This window comes from Arthrobacter sp. 210 2 (assembly GCF_059093025.1).
The window spans coordinates 79,534-104,021 of record NZ_JBNHIE010000014.1 but is presented as its reverse complement, the minus strand read 5'-3'; the positions used below and the strand labels follow the sequence as shown (position 1 = coordinate 104,021).

General features: G+C 60.9%; 19 protein-coding genes and 1 pseudogene. 15 read left to right on the top strand and 5 right to left on the bottom strand.

From position 1 onward, the window contains the following. Positions 1–279 precede the first annotated feature (279 nt). From AC5RWA_RS20395 to AC5RWA_RS20355, 9 genes are all read left to right on the top strand, one after another. Positions 280–1,008, top strand: coding sequence for a hypothetical protein (locus tag AC5RWA_RS20395; protein WP_494058849.1), 729 nt, complete (start codon positions 280–282; stop codon positions 1,006–1,008). 953 nt (positions 1,009–1,961) lie between these two features. Continuing rightward, positions 1,962–2,249: a hypothetical protein gene (locus AC5RWA_RS20390; protein ID WP_056084497.1), complete on the top strand. Its 288-nt coding sequence runs from the start codon at positions 1,962–1,964 to the stop codon at positions 2,247–2,249. A gap of 3 nt (positions 2,250–2,252) precedes the next feature. Beyond that, complete coding sequence (locus AC5RWA_RS20385) at positions 2,253–3,626, top strand: type IV secretion system protein (RefSeq protein ID WP_494058848.1); 1,374 nt, start codon at positions 2,253–2,255, stop codon at positions 3,624–3,626. Beyond that, the gene (locus AC5RWA_RS20380; protein WP_494058847.1) at positions 3,619–5,115 is read left to right on the top strand and encodes an SCO6880 family protein; all 1,497 of its coding nucleotides are present in this window, start codon (positions 3,619–3,621) and stop codon (positions 5,113–5,115) included. The genes AC5RWA_RS20385 and AC5RWA_RS20380 overlap by 8 nt, the downstream gene beginning before the upstream one ends. Positions 5,116–5,416: 301 nt before the next feature. Continuing rightward, on the top strand, positions 5,417–6,556 hold the full coding sequence (locus AC5RWA_RS20375) for a putative type IV secretion/conjugal transfer ATPase (protein WP_494058846.1): 1,140 nt from the start codon (positions 5,417–5,419) through the stop codon (positions 6,554–6,556). Between the two features lie 41 nt (positions 6,557–6,597). Next, entirely contained in the window at positions 6,598–8,376 is a 1,779-nt protein-coding gene (locus tag AC5RWA_RS20370) for a type IV secretory system conjugative DNA transfer family protein (protein WP_494058845.1), read from the top strand. After that, a complete protein-coding gene (locus tag AC5RWA_RS20365; protein WP_494058844.1) occupies positions 8,363–8,875 on the top strand; it encodes a hypothetical protein in 513 nt (170 codons plus the stop codon). The genes AC5RWA_RS20370 and AC5RWA_RS20365 overlap by 14 nt, the downstream gene beginning before the upstream one ends. 162 nt (positions 8,876–9,037) lie before the next feature. Further along, a complete protein-coding gene (locus tag AC5RWA_RS20360; protein ID WP_494058843.1) occupies positions 9,038–10,120 on the top strand; it encodes an ArdC-like ssDNA-binding domain-containing protein in 1,083 nt (360 codons plus the stop codon). Positions 10,121–10,177: 57 nt separating this feature from the next. Beyond that, the gene (locus AC5RWA_RS20355; RefSeq protein WP_494058842.1) at positions 10,178–10,681 is read left to right on the top strand and encodes a single-stranded DNA-binding protein; all 504 of its coding nucleotides are present in this window, start codon (positions 10,178–10,180) and stop codon (positions 10,679–10,681) included. 99 nt (positions 10,682–10,780) lie between these two features. Here the strand turns inward: AC5RWA_RS20355 and AC5RWA_RS20350 are convergent, their stop codons facing one another. From AC5RWA_RS20350 to AC5RWA_RS20330, 5 genes are all read right to left on the bottom strand, one after another. Further along, on the bottom strand, positions 10,781–10,924 hold the full coding sequence (locus tag AC5RWA_RS20350; RefSeq protein WP_494058841.1) for a hypothetical protein: 144 nt from the start codon (positions 10,922–10,924) through the stop codon (positions 10,781–10,783). A gap of 95 nt (positions 10,925–11,019) precedes the next feature. Beyond that, on the bottom strand, positions 11,020–11,304 hold the full coding sequence (locus AC5RWA_RS20345) for a hypothetical protein (protein WP_156642139.1): 285 nt from the start codon (positions 11,302–11,304) through the stop codon (positions 11,020–11,022). Between the two features lie 65 nt (positions 11,305–11,369). Next, positions 11,370–11,900: a hypothetical protein gene (locus AC5RWA_RS20340; RefSeq protein ID WP_494058840.1), complete on the bottom strand. Its 531-nt coding sequence runs from the start codon at positions 11,898–11,900 to the stop codon at positions 11,370–11,372. Positions 11,901–11,921: 21 nt separating this feature from the next. Next, entirely contained in the window at positions 11,922–15,485 is a 3,564-nt protein-coding gene (mobF, locus tag AC5RWA_RS20335; RefSeq protein ID WP_494058839.1) for a MobF family relaxase, read from the bottom strand. Then, positions 15,482–15,889: a hypothetical protein gene (locus tag AC5RWA_RS20330; protein WP_494058838.1), complete on the bottom strand. Its 408-nt coding sequence runs from the start codon at positions 15,887–15,889 to the stop codon at positions 15,482–15,484. The genes mobF and AC5RWA_RS20330 overlap by 4 nt, the downstream gene beginning before the upstream one ends. A 383-nt stretch (positions 15,890–16,272) precedes the next feature. On the opposite strand from AC5RWA_RS20330, the gene AC5RWA_RS20325 reads away from it, so the two are divergent. From AC5RWA_RS20325 to AC5RWA_RS20300, 6 genes and pseudogenes are all read left to right on the top strand, one after another. Beyond that, positions 16,273–17,955 (top strand): ABC transporter substrate-binding protein, encoded by a 1,683-nt coding sequence (locus tag AC5RWA_RS20325; RefSeq protein ID WP_494058837.1) that lies wholly within the window; start codon positions 16,273–16,275, stop codon positions 17,953–17,955. Between the two features lie 54 nt (positions 17,956–18,009). Beyond that, positions 18,010–19,017 carry an ABC transporter permease gene (locus AC5RWA_RS20320; protein WP_494058836.1) on the top strand — a complete coding sequence of 336 codons (1,008 nt, stop codon included), beginning with the start codon at positions 18,010–18,012 and terminating at the stop codon, positions 19,015–19,017. After that, on the top strand, positions 19,014–19,910 hold the full coding sequence (locus AC5RWA_RS20315) for an ABC transporter permease (RefSeq protein ID WP_494058835.1): 897 nt from the start codon (positions 19,014–19,016) through the stop codon (positions 19,908–19,910). The genes AC5RWA_RS20320 and AC5RWA_RS20315 overlap by 4 nt, the downstream gene beginning before the upstream one ends. After that, positions 19,907–21,787 (top strand): dipeptide ABC transporter ATP-binding protein, encoded by a 1,881-nt coding sequence (locus AC5RWA_RS20310; protein ID WP_494058834.1) that lies wholly within the window; start codon positions 19,907–19,909, stop codon positions 21,785–21,787. The genes AC5RWA_RS20315 and AC5RWA_RS20310 overlap by 4 nt, the downstream gene beginning before the upstream one ends. A gap of 86 nt (positions 21,788–21,873) precedes the next feature. Beyond that, the gene (locus tag AC5RWA_RS20305) at positions 21,874–23,508 is read left to right on the top strand and encodes a CocE/NonD family hydrolase (RefSeq protein ID WP_494058833.1); all 1,635 of its coding nucleotides are present in this window, start codon (positions 21,874–21,876) and stop codon (positions 23,506–23,508) included. Between the two features lie 195 nt (positions 23,509–23,703). Continuing rightward, positions 23,704–24,306, top strand: a pseudogene (locus AC5RWA_RS20300) (transposase family protein); the annotation flags it as partial. Positions 24,307–24,488 lie beyond the last annotated feature (182 nt).

The following is a 24,488-nucleotide window of genomic DNA, read 5'->3' as shown; positions in this document are numbered from 1 at the left end:
ACTCTGGGACACGCCTTAAATCCACAACATAATGTCAGTTATGTTGTGGGTATTTGTTGTGGCTCTTGGCACTGGGTATCCACACTCCGCCTCTAGTTGATGCCAGCATCAATTGGGCCTGGCAGAGAGCTGAATTCAGAGCGGTGTACGAGGCCTCTGCTTCGTTCGGACCCGGTCCTGGGCGTTAGTCAAACGGTTGGTGACACACTCCAACCTGTGACGTAGAGGGCGCATGCGGCGGTCGAGCGATGCGATGTGCATCGCCGATATCGTTAAGCCATGTCAGCCAGCCTCAACGTTTCGATAAAGCGAGATATCGGTCGTCTCATCGCTCATGCACTTCCTTCGAAACTGACATTCGATCAAGCCTGCATGCGCGAGGGCTCGTTTGACGAAGCGTACTTGCAGAACACAATCCACGAGATCGTAGTATCGAACCTGAGTACCTCCGACTTCTGGATTCGACAAAGCCACGCGCATCCCGCTCTGCAAGATGACTATGCTCCGAAGAAGAATCTCGGACGTTCTCGAGAGCTAGACTTCTTCATCACGCCTACAAAGGGGCGGATGGGTAATTCTCTAGCGATGGAGGTCAAGTGGACGCCGTCGACGCACTGCACTTGGACGAAAATTGTGAGGGACCTCTATCGGCTGAAACTTGTAGCGATGGCTTATCCCAACACTGACTGCATGTTCGTCCTCTGCGGGCCGAGGAACGAAATTACAGCACTGGTGGAGCAGTTGCGCGCGCAATCTAGCATCCGTGCAATCGGCAACCACCATCCGCCGCCCCTCGCGCTCAGGTCTACAGGTTCGAAGTCGGGACAAAGCCACCTGGCTCCCGTCGACGAGAACGGACGACTCCTTGGCGGCGATCAAGTACGGAAGAAACTCCCGCTCAGGAGCAACGGTAAACGCCGACTTCCTTCAGGAATCACGTTTCAACTCTTGGGAGAGTCCACTGTAGGAGTGAAAGAGTGGATGGCTGCAGTATGGCGTGTCATGTAGCGAGCCGACAGGAACTGAGAGGGCGGCACTCCCATGACCCATCCGTTACTCAATGCCAGTAGAAAAACAGTACTTCGAATTTCGTGGAAGAAGAAGTTTGTCCAGAACTGCCAGAGGAGCTCGTATGTGGGGCAAAACCTAGGCTGGTTGTCCATCGGGCTCCGCTGTTGGACGGCTGACCCTACTTATTACGATTCAGGCATGCCGTTACGCGATACTTAATGAGTTTGATGACCGCCTGAAATCCTGGCTCTCAATCCGTACAAAGAGGGCGGAAGCGCAGGGGTCGCTTGCTGCATCCTACGAGATGAGAAGTCGCGGTGGCGCGGTGTTCACGTGGCACCTGAACAGGGTCAACAGCAGGTGGCCGCCGCTGCACCCTCCGGCCCGTGGAGGCACCTCCTCATGGGGCGAGTCGATGCCACTGGTTGTTACGTGTAAACACGGGACGACGTCCTCGGCCGTGAAAGTTCTGTTACCGCTGCATTACCGCAGGGCCTTCAAGGACAAAGCAAAAGGCCCCACTTCCGTTTGCTTACAAGGGGAGCAGGGCCTTCTCATTTGGCGGTCACCGACAGATTTGAACCCATTGTGGCCGCGGAATACATCACAGCTGGTCCAGCTCCGGAAGAAGACAGCGATTCCATAAAGCCCACGGTCAGAAAAGCGCTATCAGTTAATCCGTTGACAGACCTGTGCGTTTAGCTGGGCTTAGGTCACTATCATCCTAGGTCTCGGATATAGGACGACTTTCGAGCAGACCGCTCGATCCGGCCGGCATGGGATGACTCACTACCCCCTGTCTGAACTTTGGCTGAGTCACTGCACCGTCTGGTGCTCTTACCGCTTATGAGAGGCTGATCGTCGGGGAAGTCATGTCGCTTTGCTCCGCCGCACCTATGAACCCGTGAGCTCATCTGCTCACTCCATGGAATACGACGGACGGAGCACCAATGTTTTTCGCAGCGGTGGACCCGGGGATCACCCCGAATGCTAGCTTTCCCTTCCTGGAATCGCTCAAACAGATCGGCGGCGGTATCCTGGTCGGCGCTTTCATTATCATTGCCATCGTGGCCATAATCGGTGCCGCGATGCTTTTGGCCGGCAAACTTAGCCAGTCGTCGCGCCTTGCCTCCGGCGGGGGCGTGATCCTCCTTTGGACCGGCCCGGTGGCAGCCATTCTCGGCGGCATCAACGGCTACATCCTTTGGTCGCAGACCGCCTTCCCGCTCGGGTTCTAGCTCATGCCCGTTGAGTGCGATCTCAATGGATGGTGGCCGCCCGGCTGCGGTCTGGTCTCACAGGCCAATGACAACGCCATGGGTGCAGTCACCTCTCTCTTCGCCAACATCCTCCAAAACATGGCGGCCTGGCTTTGGGCCTTCATTACCGGCGCCTTCTCAGTGTCGGACGTCGATGACTCCCAGTGGCTCTCCATTGAGGGGCTGACGAGCTGGTGGGTCGTCGTCATGATGACCCCGCTCGTCGTCGTGATGATCCTCCAGGTCCTGTCGGGCCTGGTCAGTCAGCAGCCGAGACGCATCGGCCGCGCGATGCTCGGCGGAGCTGCCGCCATTCCACTCGTGGGGGTGGCCGTGTATCTCGTCCGGCAACTGACGCGGGCGAGTGACCTAGCCTCAGCCGCGCTGCTCGAATCAATTGGTTCGGACCCATACCTCGTGTTCATGAGGCTTTTCGGATTTGAACGTGCACCAGAAGGAAGTGGTAGGGAATGGAACTTGGTCTCGCTGGCGCCTGGGACGACAGGGGGCCCAGCTGGTACCGTCGTCGTTACAGTGATGGCAGTTGTTGTCGTGTGGATCCTTGCCTTCATCCTGATGTGCTCCATGATCTTTCGCTCCTTCGCACTCGTTGTGTTGGCAGCCGTTGCGCCGGTGGCCCTGATGCTGCTGCCCTGGGACAAGACAAAGTCCTGGGCGCGGCGATGGTGCGAGGTCGTAGTTGCACTGGTTCTGGCCAAGCCGTTGGCCGCAACAGTCTTGGCAGTCGCCGTGAAGCTTTTTGCCGAGTCGAGGTCCTTCGCGGGCTTGGCCGCCGGGACGGTGGGCATGGTCCTTGCCTGCGGTGCACCTCTGATGGCCCTGCGCTTGGTTAGCTTCGCGGGCGGGGAACTCGCGGCAGCGGCCCAAACGGCCGGTGGCGGCCACGTCCTGTCCCGCAGCAGCAGCGTGGCGGCTCGCCAGATCAGTAGGCAGACCGGGGGCCGCCTTACACTCGCAGGTCTGGTGAATCGGTCCGCCATGACCCGGCCAATCAGCTCAAGCCGTAGCATCTTCCCGACGCAAGCGTTGACACCCGCTGTCCGGTCCGGGATGCCGTCGCCCCAGGGGGACGGCGGCCAATTGGCCATGAGAACCGGGACCTCCGCAGGAGTCTCGAACACGCTGCAGGCACCCGGGTCAAAGCAGGGCTTCGTTCGAATAAATCCTCAGGAACAAGACGGCACTGCCCCAGCACCTATGCGGCAGGCCCCACTCGGAGAGGCCGAACCGCGAGCGCATCCCAACGCAAGCCCACCGGCCCCTTCGAGGGTGCGGCCTCCGAAACCCCATCCACCAAGAATCGACCCTCCGAACGGAGGTACCCCACATGTCTGACGATGCCCGTGCCCTCGAGGCCGTCAAATTCCCCAGATACGAGCGTCGCGGGTTCTTCCTTGGCCTCAAGTGGTACCAGTTGTTAATAGTCGCAGGGGGCGGCGCGGTTGCCATAGTGGCTTCTGCCAGCAGTGGGCCGGTTGGCCTTTTTTCCTCCGGACCCCTCTGGCTTGGGCTTATGCTGCTCGGGCTGCTCCAGTATTCCCGAATCCCTTATCCGGTATGGGCGAAACAGCTCGCTTTGTTCCTCTACAGGGCCGCAGCGGGACAAACCCGATTCCTCGTAAGACCCGCGACTCCGCAATTAGCTGGTCGGCTCGCTCTCCCAGGCGGCCTTGGCAACTTGGAGATCCGAACAACGGCCAGTGGTGAGTGCTTCATTGTCGACCGCCACGGCAGGGAGGCGATCGCGGTGTTGCGCTGCAGCACGAGGTCTTTTGCACTCTTGGACGCAGACGACAAAGCCTGGGCGGTCCAGGCCTGGTCGCGTGTGCAAGCGGGCATGGCCCAGCGGCCAGGCGTGGCCAGGATCGCCGTCCAGGATTACACCGTGCCCTACCCGTCGTCGGCGCTCTGGGAGTTCTACAAAGATAACGCCATCCCGGCCCAAACCGGAGAGAAGAATGCGTGGGGCCAACGCGCCTATGAGGACTTGCTTGGCGCCGCCGGGTCAACCATGAGCCATGAACTCCTCGTTGCGGTTGTCGTTGACACTGGCAAGGCTCGACGACGGATCAGGGAGTCGGGTGGAGGGCTGGTTGGCCTGGAACACGTCCTGCGGCTGGAAGTCGAGGCCATGAAAACGTCGCTCGGTACCCACAGCGTGAAGGTAGAAGAGTGGGTTCGTGAACCCGGACTGCTAAGCATCATCCGCGGGGCATTTGATCCCGCCGCTTTGCCGGCCCCCAAAGCGCCGGTGGCGGCAGCCCCGCCGTCGGACGAGCCGGCAAGTAAGGAGATGGATCCCCCCCACCGCCATGGCCCGATGGCTGTTGAGGAACACTGGACCTATCTGCGGACGGATACCGGATTCCACCAGACTTTCTGGATCGCTGAATGGCCGCGCCAGAAAGTCTTCCCGGGCTTCCTGCACCCCTTGATCTACGTGGGCGAATTCCGACACACGTTCACGGAAGTCATCCGGGCAGTGCCTACCGCTGAAGCCCTGCGTGACATTCGCTCCGCGCAGGAGGCACATGAAACCCGCCGCCGTATCAACGCCCGCTTCGACAGGCCTCTCACCCGTGAGCAAAAGGCGGAGGAAGAAGAAGTGATCCAAAGGGAGGAAGAGATCGTTGCCGGCCATGGTGACGTCCGCCCGGCGGCCTACATCACCGTCACGGCGACCTCGCTGAAGGACTTGGCACGGCATCGCCAGGAACTTGAGTCTGCTGCCGCCGGAGCATTCGTTGAGCTCCGGCTTCTCTACGGACAGCAATGGGCCGCGTTTGTCGCCGGCGGCCTGCCGCTTGGAAGGGGACTGCGTTGAAACAGGCATCGAAAAGCGTCGAGTACCTGCCGTCGGGAATGAACCGGACAGAATGGAAAGCCCGACAGCGGCCCGCGCCACTCGATGCAGCGTGGGCGAGTGCCGGGGCAGGGGACAAGCAGCGCGACCCCCAGGGGTTTCGCCTCGCGGGTGACTGGGGGAGTAACGAGCCGAACTCCCTGCGGGGTCCGCATCGGTTACGGCCCGCGCCCCACCGGGCTTCGACCATGACGTTTGCGGCCGCCTACCCGTTCCTTACAGAGTCGGGCTTGGACACGAGGGAACCTACATCGGCACCGACGTGTTCGGGTCCGGGGCCTTCTCCTACGATCCCTGGATCCTGTACGACAAGGGGATCATCAGCGGCCCGTCCATTGTTGTGATCGGGACGGTCGGCACCGGCAAGTCAATGTGCGGCAAGTCGTTGGTAACGCGGTCAATCACCCTAGGACGAAAGGCAGCTGTCGCGTCAGACCCCAAGGGCGAGTGGGTTGCTGTAGCGGAGGCTGTCGGCGGCAAGGTCATTTCCATCGGCCCGGGCCGCCCTGCAAGGGTGAATCCCCTCGACGCCGGTCCCCGATCCACTGCGCTGACGGAGGCGCAGTGGCAGGCGGTGGTGAGGCAACGGCGTCGGTATCTCCTTGGGGCCCTGGTCTCGCTCATGCGGCAGGGCACGCCTCTGCGCCCCGTGGAGCACACAGCCTTGGACATCGCCCTCATGGAAACTATGGCTGAGAACTCAAACCCGACCCTGCCCATGGTGCTCGACCACCTCCTCAAGCCGTCGCAAGAGATGACCGCCCTGGTCGGCGCAGATGGAGCAACCGCCGTAAGCCATTCCCTGCGGCGTACCGTATCCGGTGATCTCGAAGGCATGTTCGATGCGCCATCCACTGTGGCCTTCGACGCTGACGCCCCGATGATGGTCATGGATACTTCTGCGCTGATCGGGGCGTCTGAGCAGGCCCTCTCGTTGGCCGCGGCCTGCGGTGCCACGTGGTTGGAAGCCGCCATCACCAATCCCGACGGCGGGAAGCGGCTTGTGGTGTACGACGAGGGGTGGCGGATGCTCGCGGATCCGTACATGTTGGCCAAGATGAGCGAACAGTGGCGGCTAGCCAGAACGTACGGGATCGCGAACCTGCTCATCATGCATAAGGTCGCTGATCTCAACGAGATCGGTGACAGCACGAGTGGACACAGGCAGAAGGCATTGGGCCTGCTGACTGAGGCTGACACCAGGGTCATCTACCGGCAGAAACACGACGCGATGCGCCTGACCAAGGAAGCGCTCGGCCTGACCGAAGCGGAGTGCGAGCACGTGGAGAACCTTCCGAAGGGCGTCGGGCTCTGGAAAGTGGGCAACCGCTCCTTCATCGTTGCCAATCGCGTGACCACTGACGAGCTTGCTGTTTTCGGGACAGACGACAGGATGCTGTGAGACGGCCCGGCAGCTCACGGGCTGCAAGCGACAACCCGCTGGTGACCGCTGGCCTGATCGGTGCGGCGGCCTATGTCTGCCTTTGCGCGGTCGTCCAAGCTGCCGGGCACGCGGTGGTCTCCTGGGGGTGCGGCACGGCCCCGCCGTCGCCCTTCAACCCGGCGGCCGCCGTCGGACTTGTCGCCAACAGGATGGAATGGATCGTTGTTCGCCGGGCTGACTGTGTGCTTGGCACAGACAGCATCTGGTGGGTCCTAGGCCCGACTCTACTTCTGGTGGGTGCGCTCGCCGTCGGCGCGTTGGTCCTGTGGCGGCGTTGGAAGCAATCGGGCGGCTGGCTGCGCCAAGACATCCTGAACCGCGACGGCGTTGCCCGCCGGGCGGAGATTCTTCACGATTTTGGGGCGAGGGCCGTGCGGAAAAGAGGAAAGTTCACGCGTCCAGGACTCGCGAATCCTTCAGTGCAGGACGTGTCATGGACGCTGGGCCGCTCCCGCGGTGTCACCGTCCATGTCTCCACGGAAGAGTCGATGGTGATTCAAGGTGCTCCGCGATCCGGCAAGGGGCTTTATGTCGTCATCAACGCGATCCTTGACGCACCGGGGGCAGTCGTCACGACATCCACGCGTGCGGACAACCTGGTGGTGACGATGAAGGCGCGGGCTTCCGGTGGGCGACCCGTGACCGTCTTTGACCCACAGGGTATGTCGGGGATCCCGTCGTCGCTTCGCTGGTCACCCGTACGTGGGTGCGAGGACCCTGATATTGCTACCCGGCGGGCGTTGGTTATTACCGCTGACACCGAGATGAAAGGGGAGAACGCAGCGTGGCAGAAGCGCTCGCTGATCGTCCTTCAATGTCTTCTTCACGCTGCGGCGCTGTGCGGCGAGGGAGTGGCGGCATTTCGGCGCTGGTCCTCCAGTCCGGTCCTGGCGCGGGAGGCACTGGAGGTGCTGGGCGGGCCCGGTGCCGCGCTGGGCTGGCAGGCCGACCTGATGGGGATCCTGGAGGACGATCCGCGGAATACGTCGAATTCGTGGATTGGGGTTTCGGCGGCGGTGGCACCTCTGTCGTCGCCCAAGGTGCTGGCCGCGCTGAATCCGCAGGATGCGTCTGAAGAGTTTGATCCGAAAGCCTTCATCCGGGAGCGGGGAACCCTGTACCTGATTGGCACTCGGGCTGGAGCCGCTGCCGCAGGGCCGTACTTGTCCGCGCTGATTGACGACATCGACAATGCAGCGCGGGAAATGGCCTTCGTATCGACAGGAGGACGGCTGGAGCCACCTCTTTCCTTGATCCTCGACGAAATCGCCAACCTGGCCCCATGGCCCGGGCTGCCTGTGGCGCTGTCCGACGGCGGTGGAATTGGGATCTCAACACTGGTTGTTCTGCAGTCCCTATCCCAGGCCCGCTCGGGCTGGTCCATCGACGAGGCATCGACTATTTGGGATTCGGCCATCATCAAGGTGATCTTCGGCGGTGGATCGGACGAACGGGACCTGCGTTCACTCGCTGGGTTGCTGGGGGAGCGGAGCCTCACGCTCACCACCCGGTCCTGGTCCTCCCAGGGCCGGCAGGACGGTGAGCAGATCCGCGAAAGTCCGGTAATCGCCCTGGACGAGATCCGACGCCTGCCTGTTGGCACGGCACTCATGCTCGGCCGGCGCACCCGGCCCATACTGTTGGATCTGCTGGAGTGGCACAAGCGTAAGGACGCAGGGGAGCTGCGCCGCTTGAAGGCGGAGATGGAGCGCATCTTGGCCGACGGGCACAGGGAGCGTCAGCAAAAGACAAAAGGAGCGCCGGATGCGCAGCCATGACGAGACCGAGGAGTTCGATGTCCCGTCTGCTGGCTCCTTCGGGGACGACGAGATCACCGCACAGTTGTTCCGATCCGCTTTTGGTGCTTCAGCGGCTTCGAAGAGCGTGACCCGCCGTTGGCGGGAAATGACTACGGAGCAGTCCCGGGAAGTTTGGGGTGCCCTTTTCTCATGGGTGAGATGGCTTGTCGCGACTTATCAGCTGACGACGTCGGTCATTCCTGACTGCTGGTGGCGTCACCCCGAGATTGTGGCTGAGTTGTATGCGCTTCACCGCGCCGAGCTTGCCTCCTACACCCAAGATGACCCGGGCTTCGGCCCGCTTGCCTTTCACGAAAGGCTCCCGCACGCCGTAGAACGCTTGCGGATGCACACCAGGACTGCCGGATGTGTAGGGCTGCAGGCACACAAGGAGCCTGCGCCCCGAATCCTGTCTGGTGATGACCCCGACTTTGTTGAGTGGCGGAAGGCTGCTCATCAACTGGTTGCTGACTACTGAGTCATGTCGCTCTTGAGGTGCTTAACCATGAACGGGTGTCTGCGCAGCGTTGCTGCGGTCCAAGAAGCATGAAGGGTGGCTGTCGTGGCCGCTACACCTGAAGTTCCAACCAGCATTTTGCCTGACCAGAGCTCTCTGGGAGCCAACGTTGGCGCGCGCCGCATGGCGCCCGAGGAGCGAATCGCCTCCTTGATGGATGGCCTGCACTCGATCCTGGAGGTGGCGGTCCAGTCACCTTCACATTGGCAGGTTCTGCTCGATGCCTCAGCCAATTTGTGGCGGTACTCAGGTGGCAACGTCGCCTTGCTCATGATGCAGATGGCGCAGCGGGGTACGGACGAGCCGACGCTCGTCGCGGGGTACAAGGAATGGGAACGACACGGCCGCACTGTCCTTCGTGGCGAGCAGGCCCTGTGGGTCATTGCACCTCGGACTGCCCGTGTGCAGCAGATGCTGCTGCCCGACGGTACGCGTCAGCGCATTCCTCTCGGCGACAAACTTCCCAAGGGCGCTATTGACGAGGGGAAGAAGACCCTCATCACGGGTTGGCGCGGACAGGCAGTTTTCGACGTTTCGCAGACCCAGGGGGCTCCGCTGCTGGTTCCCAGGCCGAGTGATGCCCCGGCCAGCGACGCGCCGCACTTATGGGAGTCGCTGGCCCGGGTTGCCCGCACGCACGGCTTCTCGATCCAGGTCACCGATGCGCAGTTCGGCCTTACGAGCGGCTTCACTGACTTCGCGCAGCGCCAAGTTCAAGTGGGCGGCTGGCTGAACGCGGAGGAGCGCGTCGCCATCCTGGCACACGAGCTCGGCCATGTCATGTTGCATGGCCCGGACGATGCCGTGGGCAAGCTTCACGGGAGCAGCGTGGACCACCGCGGGCTGGCTGAAGTCGAAGCCGAGTCAGTTGCCTACACGGTGTTGAAGGCGCATGGGATAGACCGGGGTCCCCAGTCAGCAAGCTACCTATCCGGCTGGGCTGATGCAGTGATTGAGGCGGAGCATTCAGCCGCGAGTAACGACTCCTCCCGCAGCCAACCTCCTTCCCGCGTGGAGATAGCGAAGTCAGTCCTGGGGCGGGTCACGGCAGTCGCAAAGCAAATCCTTGAAGTAACTGATCCTCCGGGTACCGGTGGAAAGGTTCCGGTGGCTGAGGTCTCTCCCAGGGTCCATGGACAGGAGACCTATGCGGGCTTGGAGCAGCCGGGCGAGCCGTCCCGTGGCTTGGAGATTTCCGGCCCCTAGGGCGACCGCGAAGTGTTGGACGGGAGAGACCCGTCTGCGAAAGAAAGGGCAGAAGATATGAGTACCAAGATTCCGGTCAACATTGCCGGAAACCTCGTCGCGGACCCTGAACTTACCTACGGTGAGTCCGGGGTAGCGCACGCCAAACTGCGGGTTGCTGTGAACCAGCGGATTCAGGGAGCCGACGGGTCCTGGCAGGACGGAGAGCCTGTCTTCCACAACGTCTCGGCGTTCCGCGCGCTCGCAGAGAATGCTTCGAACTCCTTGAAGAAAGGCGACCCCGTTACGGTGTCGGGTGAACTCGAGTTCCGTGCCTTCGAAAAGGACGGCGAGCGGCGGGAAGCCCGCAGGATTGTTGCTGAGACGATCGGTCCTGACCTTCGGTTCGGCACGGCGGCCTACCAGCGCTCACCGCGGGCGGCAGCCGGTCCGGACGCTGCTGCAGATGCGGGTCTTCAAGCGGCACCCGTAGCTGCCCAGCCTGCTTACAGCATCGCTACGAAAGGTCCGGTGGCCGCACCCCCTTTAGGCGGGCCGGAGCGAGCTGACATAAGCATGTAGCCGACTGCTGCTGGAAATGGGTGGCCTGATCCTCATTTGGACCAGGCCATCACCTTGTCTACGCTCCGCTTGTACGCTCAGACGCTTTCGGCCGCCGCTCTAAGACAGTCGGCGGAACTGTCCAGGCTTCACCTGCACCAGGATCGGCAGCGCGAGCTGGACAGGTGCGGTGCCGACCGGCTTATCGAGAAGATCGTTGATCGACGTCTGTCCTCTCAGCTCCCCTGATGGATCTCTTTCCATGCCCGCGACCCTAAGCACGACCGCGAGCCGTGCGTTCCTTCGACACGCACGGCGCTACCCGATGATTGCCTGATCGTGGCCGGGATGGCTGCCGACTACAACGCACTGCTGCCCTTCCACTCTTCGGGCTTTACCCGCCTGATGCTTGAGGAATGAGCCCACCCCATGTGGTACTTGCCTGAAGTATCCAGCCACTCGATGAGGCCGTACTTGTGGGTCCACCCGACAGCTTTACCGTAAATTCCGCTGACGTACACAAGCGGACGCCCATACTTCGGAAAATCTCGGATGGGGGCCGGGTCGTCTATCGGCCGGCTTGCTTCGGCGTCCATGCGAATCATCATTCGCTCGACATCTTCAGGGGAGCCGGACTTGATCATGAAGTCATTTTAGAACATACGTTCGAATGTTTGTATCGCCGGAGCGTCGTAACAGTAGATGCCGCTTAGGGGCTCCGGCCTTCGGCGGGTGCCCAAGCTAAGCAGTCGGCGGCTCGAATGAAGTACGTCTCCGGCCATGGTGTGCTGGGCATTACTTGAGTGGGGTCGGGGGTGATGAGCAGGACGGATCCTGGCCATAGTGGTTCGGGTAGTGCTTCTATCCAGGCACGCTGAACGTGGTTGAAGCGGTTCCACATGATGGTGACCCATGAGCCGGTGGGTTGCACCGCGTCGACGCTGAGGAGGGTCACCTCTGTCGTGGTTCCGTTGGCCAGCTTAGCGTTGTCAAAGGATCGCCATCTGGTTGCTGCGGTAGCCAGCCAGGTCCGCCGACGGGCGGATCTTTTCCCCCATAACAGCGCAAGCACTAGAACAGTTGCCAACAACAAGCTGCCAACGATGACCTTCAAGACGAGAGGAAGTTCCGTGGCGGCCAAGGCTATGAATGAGAGGGCAAAGACTATGAAGACAACCGTGCTGGATATCACTAGCCCGGTTGTCGCCACCTTGGGTCTTACCGCGGGATTGACGACCATTCGCATTGCCTCCCTACCAGATTAGAGCTGCCAGCCGGCACTTGTAAGGACGACTTGCTGAGAAACGGCTGAATGCACAGGCGAGTCATCTAGCTGAGCGGCGGCACGGCGACGAGCACTGTTGATTGCTGCATCGATTCGTTCACGCTGGGCCCGTTGTTCGCATTCGTAATCCGCCGGAGACGGGCCCAGTGGGAGGGGAGAGTCCGGCAGCGCCCACCTGTCGCGAAAGACGGCAACGTCACGGACCAGCTGCCAGGTTTCGCCACTGGTGCTATTTCCGACGGCTTCGAGCAAAGCACGTTTCCACTCAGGATCGGCTGTCAGCGCTGCCACGCTCACGGTCTCCGTCCTTTGGGAAATACGTTCCCTGACCTGCTGAATCATCGCTGCTAAGTCAGGCCGCGAAATGGCGAGCTCTTCAACCAGAGGCTCCCCAGCCGCCGTCGTCCTTCCTTTCATGAACCGGCGTAAGCGCACGCTGAGGACAGCGCAGCGATCGTTGGCACTGCGAGTTTCCTGGCAGAACTGGCTCAGTATGCGCTCGGTACCCTGTCGGCTGACGGCTGTGGCTTTCCGCCATGCCGCGACAGCTGCGCCCCACGACGGAGATTGTTGGAATTCCTGTGAGCCACCAGGGGCATGTTCGTCCAACTGCTGCCTAAGGTCCAATCCTGCCGCGATCTGCGCGAGGTAGTCATACTCCGCGTAAAGCCGCTCAAGGCTGTCCGCCTTCCTAAGCTCCACGTCACGAACCTCGTGGGCAGTCCGTTCGGCGCCCTCAGCCGCCAGCACCTCGCCAAGGATGCCCTGCCATGAGAGCTGCAGTGATGGATCGACAGCTAAATGGTCGGCGTCCTCACCTTCACTGACGTAGGCAAAGTTGCCGGAACGGCCACGGGTCATGCTCACATACAGCAGCTCGCGGGTGAGCCGGCCCTGAGTGACTACCGTGTGGCCGGTGTCCACGGTAATGCCCTGGGAACGGTGAGCTGTTGTTGCATAGCCCAGCTCGACGGATGACTCCAGATACGCTCCAGGGAGTAGGACAATTGCACCTGTGTCCCGCCGTCGCGCCAGCAGCGAGCTGTCGCGACGACTAACCTCTTCGACGTCGAACAGCGTTCCGTTCCTCACGAAATTACCGGCACTGTCCACTAGCTTTCGGTTATTTCCACGGGCGATGACCGTGTCACCGGAACCCGCCCGTAGGCCATCGCTGAGCAGCACCGTCTGATCGGCATCAACCTCACCCCGCGCCACTCGGTCCGCCTGCGCCCGTTCATTGAGCATGCCGACCGTTTCATTGTCGGCGGCGATGAGGATGGACGACTTTCCTGCCCGGGTATCTGCCTGCCACGCGAGGTACGCCTTGTCAGCCATATCCAGGTAGCTACCGTGCCGGATCCGCCCATGGTGGGCATAGTCGGCGATGGCTGAGTAGTCACCCTTCCGAAGCTTCAGCGATGCTGTGCGCTCCCACTCCTCATGGAATCTCCAGATCGTGCTCAGCCGTGTTGCCTTACCCTTCCGGTCCAGCCAGCCAAGTACGCCTCCGGCGTCGATGGCGTCCAGCTGTCCCGGGTCCCCCACCAGCAGAATCTTGGCGTCGGCGTCCTGCGCCTGCTGTACGAGAGCTGCCAGCTGGAAAGTCGAGACCATTGATGCTTCATCGATGATGATGAGCTGATCCGCATGGAAGCACCAGCGTTGCTGGACGGCAGCGAGCCGCGCAGCCTCCTGTGCTAACTTGATGCTCCAGCGCTCGCCGACAGGAGCCGTGTTCAGTTGCGACTGCACATTGAAGAAGCGCCCGGCCCTTGAATTAGCCCCCTGGCCGGCCGACTCGTGCAGCCACTTCGTGACGTTCTCCGTTGCCATAGCGAGTTCGCGACCCAGCACTTCCGCGCTGGCAGCTGCAGGGGCGAGCCCAACAACACTGCGGGCGCCGTGCTCGGCTTCCCATGCTGCCTTCACTGCACTCAACGTTGTCGTCTTTCCCGTGCCCGCTGGCCCCGTGATGGCGTCGAGCCGGTTGCCGCTCAGGACTACGTCGGCAACGGCGGCTCGCTGATCGGAGTGAAGCACTCGACTCTCTGGCTGTTGGACTCGGTCAAGCAGATCCATGACGACGTCCGCGCGGACTGCCGGGCCGCCGTCGTCGTTCCTTGCCGCCATGACCGCGTCCTTGCAGGCGAGCGTCGACGTATCGGTGTACAGGCGTGATCCGTGAAAATCGAAGATGCTTCGTGGTCCATGCCGGACGTCTGCTTCAGCGTGGGCAGTGACGGTGTACCGGTAATCATTCAGAGGCACGGACTGCTGCTCGGCAGAGGTGGCGATGGCGTCCATGAGCATGCTCCTGTCCACCGCCGAACGGCAACGCACCTGGGCGCAGACGCGTTCGGCTTCCGCAAGGAGATTCCAGCGATTCCAGGTTGAGCGCTTTTGAGCGACCCGCTCACGGGTCAGGGTGGCGACGGTGGTGATCCAGTCAGGGGTCAAATCAGTGAAGCCAAATGGGGTAATTCTGGAACGGTTGATCGTTGCCGCGATAACGTCGTCCGGTTGGAATCCTTTGGCGGTGGCTCGTGCCTTCCATTCTCTGGATAGCTCGTGCAGGGGAGTGGGGAGCTCGGACTTGGGAACGCGTGTGGCCAGGGTCGCTTGCTGCCGCAGCTTGATGACCATTGCTGTGGTTGGCGGATGGCCGTGTTCCTTTGTCCACTCCGCGACGAGGCGGTCTGTTTCCACGTTGATCAGCCGGGACCGGTTGGAGAACTCGCGGATGAGGTCCTCATCGATCCCGGTGAGCTGCTGGCTGGGATTGCCCGTGTTGATGACGGGGACGCGGATGTCCGTGTCGCTGCCAAGGTGGCAGTGCAGAGCGTCGAATAGGAGACCGTTGTAGTGTTCGCTGGCAGCGACGGCAGCCTTGTACAGGGTGCGGGAGTCGAGGGTCACCCAGGCGCCGTCGGTGATGCGCTGGATGCGGTTGGCAATGACAAGATGCGTGTGAAGTTGCGGGTCGCCTGTGCGGGATTCCCAATGGTCGAAGGCGGCGGCGATGGCGCCCCTTGTGGCGACATGGGCGACGCCGTTTCGTCCGGCGCGGGTGTGGATGACTTGCTCTTCCAGCCAGGCAAGGGTTGCTTTCACTGCTTCGTGGTGCACGCGGAGGATCAGCTCTTGCGTGCTGCGAGGGCTGAGTGCCCAGAGGACTGACACTGACTTCGGCACGCTGAAGGTCAGGTCGAAACCTACGACGGCGTGCCTTACAGTGGGCGGGCCGATTTTGTTGTCGACGGCGGTGGGTTTGCTGTGCGCGCGGCCCAGCGGCGCGTCGGTATCCGGATGTACGGCTAAGTCGAAGACTGCTTTCGCGTCTGTTTCCGCGACGACGTCGCCGGGACCTCTGTTGATGCCTGGTAGTCCGCTGCCCATCCACCGGCCTTCAGGCGTCCCGGCCTTCATATAGTAGGTGGTGGCTTCCGGGGGAGTAGTGGTGAGGTCGTCCATCATCGTGGTCTTGAACAGGTAGCGCATACCCGACTGTGCCGAGAGGCGTGCGATGGACATCGTCATGGCCGCGACGCTCCTGCCTGGCGCTTGGATGGAAGCCATCCGCGGCGGGCGAGGATGTCCAGCGTTGCGGGGTCCAGGGCGACACCTTTTGCGTTCGCAAGTGAGACCAGCCATGCTGCGAGATGCGCGAGGTCCTGCACGTTGGTCCGTTGCGCACGCTTCAGCCGGGCTACTTCGAGCTGGAGGACATTGTTGCTTTGACGCTGCTCGGAGTTCTCGGCCTCAAGCCGATCAATCTCACAGGACTGGGAGCGGAGCTTGGACTGGAGAATCTCGACGCGGCGCTGGCAGATCTTTGTCCTCGTTGCCAGCTGGCGCTGCAACGCCTTCACCTCGTCCTTGACAACTACGGCTCCGGCGTCAGCCGCTACCGGCAGGGCAGGACGGCGGGCAGTTCGACGCATACGATCACGTTTCCTGTTGCCACAACGGATTGAACAGAAGCGCTGACTTTTGCGGGAAGGCTCGAAGCCTACCGTGCACTCTTCGCAATTCTTGATCACGAACGTTCATAAGATCGAGGTCCGGTTTCGACATGACCAGACGTGAGTTGTCCTCACGCTGATGACCTTAGATGCCAGAGGTGTGGGGCTGTTAATGGGGGTGACCGTGGTCGGGCGCCACCGCTGCCAACTGCTTCAGGAACGTCAGAGAGAACTTGCGTCCTGGGTTGGGGGCACTGTGTCCGGAAGAGGGCCGCTTGACCCACTGGCATCAGGCGGTGGTATCGCGTATTGGGAGAAACACCAAGGGTGGTCCCCCAGTTAAGAATTTGAACAATAAACACGTGAGCCGGTTCACAGATATGTTCTGTTCAAGAGTCATCGGTCTGTCCGATGCATTGAATATGGAGGTGTATCGCATGGACCTTAACATCCAACAGCCGACCGCGTCAGGGCCCGCTAATCCGTTCAAGCTCGAGACTTCTCGGCGGCAGGTGCTGGCAGTCGGTGGTATCAGCCTGGGTGCTCTCCTGCTTGCTGCTTGCACCAATTCGTCGAGCAGCAACACGGGATCGGAGACTGGGGGAACGCCCAAGAAGGGCGGTACCTTGCGCATTACTATCGGTGACGGTAGCAGTTCGGACACCTTGGACCCTGGTACCGCCCTCACAGCGAATGCATCCTTGGCCGTCAAATCCATATATGACCCGCTCGCTGTCACCGATAGCGATTTCAAGGCGCAGCCGGCCCTGGCGACGTCTTGGGAAGTCAACTCCGATGCGACGCAGTGGACGATCCGCCTTCGAGAAGGCGTCAAGTGGCATGACGGCAGTGACTTCACGTCAAAGGACGTCCGTTACACCATCAGCCGCTGGCTCGATCCGAAGACCGGGAGTGCGATTAACGGATTCCTGTCGCCCTACCTCGACATGGACGGGGTGTCAGCACCGGATGCCTCGACGGTTGTGCTCAACCTTAAGAAGCCCAACAGTGTTCTGATTCAGACTCTGGGCGCAAATCCCGCAAGTCAGATGATCAAGGACGGAGTGACAGACTTTGGCGGAAAGAACTTGGTGGGAACAGGGCCGTTCAAGCTAACGTCCTGGAGCCCCGGCACGGGCTGGAAGGCTGTCAGGAATGACGCATATTGGGGTGAAGCGGTGTACCTGGACGGGATCGAGACGACGATCACGCCGGACCAGGGTGCCAAGCTGCAGGCCGCGCTATCTGGAGCAGCTGACCTTACCGACTTGATTCCAGTCTCGCTGTGGGCGGGAATCCAAGGCCGAAACGACCTGGTGCTTGAGACGATCAAAAACAGGCAAACTTGGGTCTTCGCGTTCGACCAGCGGGTGGCGCCGTTTGACGACGCCCGTGTGCTCGATGCCATCAAGCTTGCGACCGATCGCGACAAAATGGTCGAGACCGCGCTGCTCGGCCACGGAACGGTCACCGCAGATGTGCCGATCGCCCCTGATTCCTCCTGGTATCCATCAGACCTCAAACCGGAGTACGACCCAGACAAGGCGAAGAGGCTGCTGGCCGAAGCGGGTTTCCCCGACGGACTCGACATCAAGTTGAGCGTTACAGATTCCGTGCCCGGAATGTTGGACGCGGCTCAAGCCTGGCAGCAGGTCGTGAAGAGCGCCGGGATCAACGTGACACTCGACCAGTTCTCACCGGACACGTACTGGTCGAAGGGATATATGGCCACCCCTGCGTTCATGAGCTTCTTTACCCAGTTCTTCCCTCCTGTCGGGTTCGACGCCTTTTATCGGAAGAGCGCTGCTTGGCCCTACACCGGCTTCGCAGACCCCGCTGTGGACAAAATCGTCGACGAGCTTTACACAACCACAGATCAGAGCCGGCAGGTCGAGCTGACCCAGAAGGCTTATCTGCAGGCCAGGAAGTCCTTTGGCCTCCTCCTTCCTGTTTACTCGGACGCCGCGTATGCACGGTCTTCCAAAGTGAACGGCGTCTTCATGACCTTGGACACAGTGGATTTCCGCAAGACATGGTTGGCCTGAAAATTCGGAGGCAGACCAGACGATGGATGATTTGGCATCAAGAAAGGGTATGAGATGACTATCGTGGCACCGGAACCGGTCGCGGCGCCGGTGGCTGTACCCAGGAAGAGTATGACTCGGGTTTGGGCTCTGGCTCGTCAGCTTTTGATGTCGGTCCTGACGCTCTTGCTGATTTCGTTCATAGCGTTTGTTGCAATGAACCGGTCGGGGGAGCAAATCGCACGCAACGCCCTCGGAATTGGTGTTACCGACGAACAATTGCAGTCCTTCATCACGGAACGAGGGCTAGACCGTCCTTTGCTCGTTCGATACTTCGACTGGCTTGCTCACTATGTTCAGGGTGATTGGGGTATGACACTGACCTCCAATCTGCCGATCAAACCCCTGGTGCTTCCTGCTTTCGCCCATACCGCTGAGCTCGCGTTGGCTTCTCTGATCTGGTCCCTTCCCGTAGCTATCGTCCTCGGCGTGTTCATGGCTCGAAAAGGAGGAGTCTTTGATCGAGTCGCATTCGTGGTGATGACCGTGCTGGCTGCACTCCCGGAATTCGTCATCGGACTGGGTTTGATGATCCTGCTGGCAGTCCAGCTTCGCTGGCTGCCCGTGGCCTCATCGGCCGTCTCGGGGGAGATCAGTACTGCCTGGCTCCAGGCGTTCGTCCTCCCCGCGTTGACTCTCGGATTGATTGTCGTGCCTTATGTCTCGCGCATCACACGTGCGTCCGTCTCAGAGGCCTTAAATGCTCCGTTTACTCGTAACGCCGTGCTGCGAGGCTTACCCCGGCGCGTAGTCGTGTGGCGGCACGCTACCCGCTCCGCGGCTGTCCCGCTCGTTCACGCCGTCGCGCTCGTCATGATTTACCTGCTGGGAGGTGCCATCATCGTGGAGAACGTATTCGCCTTCCCAGGACTGGGTCGGCTCTTGGTACAAGCCATTACCCAGGGCGACACTAACTCCGCTCTGTCGATCACGGTGCTGTTGGGCGCGGTATTCATCGCGCTTAGCTTCGTCGCCGACATCTTCGTCACCTACCTCAACCCACGATTGAAGGCAGTACGATGAGCGCCGATTCCATACCTCAGACCCAAGTTACTCATCGTCAACCAGCGCGCAAGAGGCGTCCACTCCGACCGATCACCCACACCTGGTCAGGGCGCTGTGGACTCGTTATCGTCAGCGCCGTACTGCTGGTCCTTATCCTTGGTCCGGCGCTGGCTCCTCATCCTTATGATCAGCTTGCCGTGGGGCGGCCCCTCTCACCGCCCAGCGGCGATCTCCCGTTCGGAACGGACAACCTGGGGCGGGATGTCTTTAGCCGTTTCCTGCTGGGCGGTCAGATGGTGTTGCTGATTCCGCTGGCAGCAGTTGCATTGGCGACGATCACCGGCGGGCTGCTAGGGATGGTTGCTGCCTACGCCGGAGGACTTTTCGATAAGGTGGTTGCCCGAGTCTTCGATGTTCTGCTGACTCTCCCGCCTCTGCTCATCGCGCTCTCCGTCATCGCTGGTTTCGGCTCGTCAGCGACGGTCCTGTTGACGACGGTCGCTGTGATCTTCACGCCGCACATCGGAAGAGTGGCCCGGGGAGCAACACTCGCCGTCGTGACGGCAGATTACGTCCAGGCAGCGCGGGCACGCGGCGAACGTCCTGTCTCCATCGTCGTGCGGGAGATAGCCCCCAACATCGTCGGACCGCTCGTCTCGGATCTCGCCCTCCGGGTCACGTACGGAGTGCTGTTCGTCGCGGCCCTGAACTTCCTTGGTCTGGGAGCTAAGCCGCCCTCGCCTGATTGGGCCCTTTCTATTGCGAGCAGCCTGGGGTACGTGCAGGTTCAGCCCTGGGCGGCTCTCGCGCCGGTCGTTGGTATCGCCGCCCTGTCGGTTGGCCTCAACCTGATCGCTGACTCGATCATCTCCTACGTCAACAACGACACCACAAAGGACTCGATGCTATGACTACCTCGGTCGCACTCCAAGTGCGCGGGCTTACAGTAGGGTACGGCCAGCGGAACAGTGACGCGAAAGCGGTTGTTAGCGACGTCGACTTCGTACTGGAGCGAGGAAAGATTCTCGGGATGGCGGGTGAATCAGGCTGCGGTAAGAGCACGACGGCGCTGGCGGCGATTGGTTATCGGCCAGGTGCGATGCATGTGCCCGCTGGTGAGTCAAAGCTCGGGGACATAGATTTGCTGAAGATCCCCCTTCCGGAGCTTCGACGCATATGGGGCAGCAAGATCGTTTATATGCCCCAGGCATCCTCCAATGGGTTGACCCCCGCTTTGACCGTCGGACGTCAAATGGCGGAACCCCTGGAAATACACCTCGGGCTGACAGGACAGGCCAACCGCGATAGGCAGGTCGAACTGTTACATGAGGTAGGTGTTCCTAACCCGGAGGCAGCCCTTCGCCGCTACCCGCACCAGTTCAGCGGCGGCCAGCAGCAGCGGATCAACCTGGCGATCGCCCTCTCATGCAACCCTGAAGTGCTGATTCTCGACGAGCCGACCACTGGGCTGGATGTGACGACGCAAGCGAGGATCGTAAAACTCCTTAAACGCGTCATTGAGGAACACCAGACCGCCGCACTGTTCGTGAGCCATGACCTGCCCCTCCTCGCCGAGGTTGCTGACCGGATCGCAATCATGTACGCGGGTCAGGTAGTCGAGTCAGGGCCGGCGAGAGAACTCATGTCTAGTCCGGAACACCCATATACGAGGGCGCTGCTGGCGGCCGTTCCGGATGCGAACGGCACTCGAGCGTTGGCTGGAATTCCTGGTGCACCACCGCCGGGGGTTGTCCATGGAGCCTGTCCTTTCGTACCCCGGTGCCCCTTCAGCATCAAGAGCTGCTCGGAATCTAACCCAGACCTATTGCCATTACGACCTCTTCACGACGTCCGGTGTATCAGGGCTGGTAACTACGAAATTCGTTCGACCACTGCCCGGCCTCCAGTTCTCGGAGCGATCGCGGATTCATCGTCGCTGCTGTCTGTCGACGACGTGTGGTGCGAGTACGGCTCCCGCGGTAACTTGACGCCGGTCGTCAAGGGCGTCACTTTCAACGTCGCTCCGGGCGAGACTCTTGCAGTGGTCGGTGAGTCGGGCAGCGGAAAGTCGACCTTGCTGCGGGCCATTGCTGGGCTGCACCCACGCAGCAGCGGAGAAATCCGGTTTGATGGTGCCACACTTGCACCTGATGTGGGTAAAAGGTCCCGCGCGATGCGGCGCGATGTGCAAATAATTTTTCAGAACCCCGACATGTCTCTTAATCCGCGCCATGACGTGATGAGCCTTGTCTCGAGACCACTGCAGCTCTTCGAGCCCGAGTTGTCCAAGGCCGACCGTGCGGAACGGGTCCGTAAGATTCTGGCCGACGTAAATCTGCCCGAGTCGATGCTTCACCGATACCCCAATGAACTGTCGGGCGGACAGAAGCAGCGCATCGCGATTGCCCGGGCCTTCGTTACGAACCCACGGCTGATCCTTGCCGACGAAATCACCTCAGCACTCGATGTGTCCGTTCAGGCTGCCATTCTCGATCTTTTGTCCAAGTTGTCTGCTGAGTATGGGACCTCCGTAGTGTTCGTTACCCACGACCTTGCGGTGGTCCGCGCAGTCGCCCACCGTGCTCTGGTTCTACAAAAAGGCGTTGTCAGAGAGATCGGCCCGGTCGCCCAGCTATTCGAGTCGCCCGCGGACGCCTACACGCGTGAACTAGTCAATGCCATTCCGATGTATAGTCCCCCCTCGGCGCCCATTGCTCCTGCGTCATCGCCAGGCCGAGCGGGGGGTGCTCCACTACCCGCCCTGCGGGATGCGCAAGGCCTGTCCTGATTAGGAACCTTGAAGCGAACGAGGGCTTGTAAGCGAGATTTTTCGAACAATGGCGGAGAAAGTCGAAGGGAAAGCATGTGGGTTGCGTGAAGATCGAGTACGACGTGCCGGTTCCCATGCGAGACGGAGTCATCCTACGGGCGGACATTTACAGATCAGAAGGACATGGTCCGTGGCCCGTCCTCGTAGCAAGAACGCCATACGACAAAGGGAATGTCACCGAGCTATCGTTCCTGAATCCTTGGCTGGCTGCCCGTCGCGGCTTTATCGCCGTCGTTCAAGATGTCCGGGGCCGCTATACGTCGGAAGGTGAGTTCCGGCCATTCGTAGCTGAAGGTCCCGACGGCGAGGACACCATTTCCTGGGCAGCATCCCTACCCGGTGCAAGTGGTGCTGTCGGGATGTGGGGTTTGAGCTACTTAGGGAACGTGCAGTGGCAGGCCGCTGGCAGACAGCCCGATGCCCTGAAAGCCATAGTCCCTTCTTTCACTTTTCGCGAACCAGCTGACGGGCTGGCCGCCCGTGGAGGGGCCAACGAGGTTGGCCTCATTCGCAGCTGGGGTGTCTTCACGGGCTTCGATCAAGCTGTCCGACGCCACGGTCACGACAGTAACGAATTGAACAAGCATCTTCGGATGCTCGCGGAGGCGTCTGACGGGATGCCAGGACCGATGTATTTCGAACTACCCACAGTGCCCGACGCTGTTATCAGTCGTTACGACCTCCCGAACCTTGCGAGCCCCGAATCCACCGTGGCTGCCGAAGTGTCTCATCATCAGGCAAAGGTGACCGTCCCAAGCCTGCATATAGGGGGCTGGTACGACGTCTTCATCCAGGGAACTCTTGACAACTATCGCGCTGCAGCAGAGAGTACGCCCGCGAGACTTGTTGTCGGTCCCTGGAGTCACACGCAGATGACCGCTCAACAAGGCGATATCAACTTCGGCCTTGTCGGCGATGGATCTGCCATCGATTACACGAACTCGATTGCGGGGCTTACTTTTGACTGGCTGCACTCCTGGCTGACCACGGGCAAGGCACCTGACGATGAAATGCCCGTCAAAATTTACGTGATGGGTGCCAACGAGTGGCGTTCCGAATCCGAATGGCCACTTCAGCGAGCAGTCCAGACACCATGGTTCCTGAGTGTCGGTGAGGCGTTGAAGACCTCGGCAGACAGCACAGCTTCATCAGTGCCCTTCAACTACGACCCACAGCATCCCGTCCCATCCGTAGGCGGCGCCAGCCTGATTGTTCCTAGCCCTTCCGCAGGTGCCGTGGAACAACAACACGTCGAAAATCGAGAGGATGTACTTCTGTTCACGAGTGACGTCCTGGCCGAGGACATCGAGGTTACGGGCCGCGTGAGCGCAACTTTGATTGCTCAAACTGACGGGCCAACCACTGACTGGGTGGTGCGCTTGTGCGATGTTCATCCCGACGGACGCTCGTATGTAGTAACCGATGGCATCACCAGGATCAGTGGCAAGCCAGGCGAAAAGCAGTCAGTTGAAGTGGACCTGTGGTCAACCAGCATGCTGTTCAAGAAGGGTCACCGTATCCGAGTACAGGTGACGTCCAGTTGCTTCCCCCGCTGGGACCGAAATTTGAATACGGAAGAAGGCATCGCAACAGGAGAAATGCGAATGGCTCGCCAGGTCGTTCACGTGGGTGACGGCGGTCAGTCTTTCGTGACTCTTCCAATCGTTCCCACGGCGTAAGGTAGCTAGACTTGGTGGACCGTGCGGCGTTTTCCTTTCTCTTGTGAAGGCCTGGTTAAGTCCGGAAGTGGACCGCCATTTTCCCGCAAGGTGTAGTTCCCACGGAGGTTTTGAACAGCGTGGCGTGATGTAAAAAGCGAGAGCCTCCGGTATCGATTTGGGTTACCACACTCATCTCGATGCCAAGAGGCTCTCGTGTCCGACGTTACCCATGCCAACGCTGACCTGACACCCAAAGCCAGGGGAAAGCTCGCCCGGCTGGTTATCGATCAGGGCTGGACTCTGCGCCGGGTCTTTGGTGAGGAGGGGATGGAGGACATGACCTCGCGGCCGCGTTGGAGCCCGAACCGCACTAACGTCCGCACCGAACGGCAAATCATCGCGTTGCGTTTCACCCGCCGCTGGGGTCCGCACCGGATCGCAGCCCACCTGCATCTGGCACGCTCGACGGTGGTAAAGGTCCTGGCCAGGTACCGGATGCGCAGGTTGGCCTGTCTTGACCAAGGCACAGGGCTGCCCGTCCGCAAGCCGGCACCGCAACGCTATGAACACGAACGTCCCGGAGATCTGATCCATGTCGACATCAAGAAGCTCGCACGCATCCCACAGGGCGGCGGGCACCGGTCATTGAGACGGGCCAAAGGTAGGAAGAACCGACGGGCCGGGACAGGCTACGCCTACCTCCACCACGCCGTAGACGACCATTCCCGCCTGGCGTACTCCGAAATACTCGCAGACGAAAAGACAGAAACCGCCATAGCCTTCTGGCAGCGCGCGGCAGCGTTCCTCGCCGCCCACTGTCCGCCACAGGCTCGGATTCAGCCGTTGTTGGTTGCCGCCATAACCCGTCGGTCCCCCAAAGGGGACGACCAACGGGTTATGGCAGGATCAACTACCGTCGATGTGGGACGCCTGAGGATGTGCAGGCAGAATTCGATCCGCCCTTGGTCGGCAGGTCCTGGAGTCGGCACGGCATCGGC